Origin of the sequence: Aerococcus sp. HMSC10H05 (assembly GCF_001806975.1) — a bacterium.
Taxonomy (GTDB): domain Bacteria; phylum Bacillota; class Bacilli; order Lactobacillales; family Aerococcaceae; genus Aerococcus; species Aerococcus viridans_B.
Genome location: NZ_KV786976.1, coordinates 1 through 517 on the forward strand (window position 1 = coordinate 1; position 517 = coordinate 517).

5 tRNA genes are annotated in these 517 nt (G+C 48.0%); all 5 read left to right on the forward strand.

From position 1 onward, the window contains the following. Positions 1-9: 9 nt before the first annotated feature. The 5 genes from HMPREF3116_RS03915 (at position 10) to HMPREF3116_RS03935 (ending at position 460) form a co-directional block, all read left to right on the forward strand. Positions 10-83, forward strand: a tRNA-Asn gene (locus tag HMPREF3116_RS03915). Positions 84-104: 21 nt separating this feature from the next. Beyond that, positions 105-191, forward strand: a tRNA-Ser gene (locus HMPREF3116_RS03920). A gap of 18 nt (positions 192-209) precedes the next feature. Then, positions 210-281 (forward strand) — tRNA-Glu (locus HMPREF3116_RS03925). A gap of 8 nt (positions 282-289) precedes the next feature. Continuing rightward, positions 290-362, forward strand: a tRNA-Val gene (locus tag HMPREF3116_RS03930). Positions 363-387: 25 nt separating this feature from the next. Then, positions 388-460, forward strand: a tRNA-Asp gene (locus HMPREF3116_RS03935). Positions 461-517: the final 57 nt, after the last annotated feature.

The following is a 517-nucleotide window of genomic DNA, read 5'->3' on the forward strand; positions in this document are numbered from 1 at the left end:
TATTTTTATTCCGCAATAGCTCAGTTGGTAGTAGCGCTTGACTGTTAATCAAGATGTCGTAGGTTCGAGTCCTACTTGCGGAGTTGGTAGAGTTCCTTGCCCATGGAGAGTTGTCCGAGAGGCCGAAGGAGCACGATTGGAAATCGTGTAAACAGGAAACTGTTTCGAGGGTTCGAATCCCTTACTCTCCGTAAAAAAACTTATATTATGGCCCGTTGGTCAAGCGGTTAAGACACCGCCCTTTCACGGCGGTAACACGGGTTCGAGTCCCGTACGGGTCATTATTCTAGGAGAATTAGCTCAGCTGGGAGAGCGTCTGCCTTACAAGCAGGATGTCGGGGGTTCGAGCCCCTCATTCTCCATTAGAATTTTGTTTCAAAAATATTTGGTCCCGTAGTGTAGCGGTTATCACGCCTCCCTGTCACGGAGGAGATCGCGGGTTCGATTCCCGTCGGGACCGTTAGTTTAAAATATTATTATGGTCTGATAGCTCAGTTGGTAGAGCACTTGATTGAAG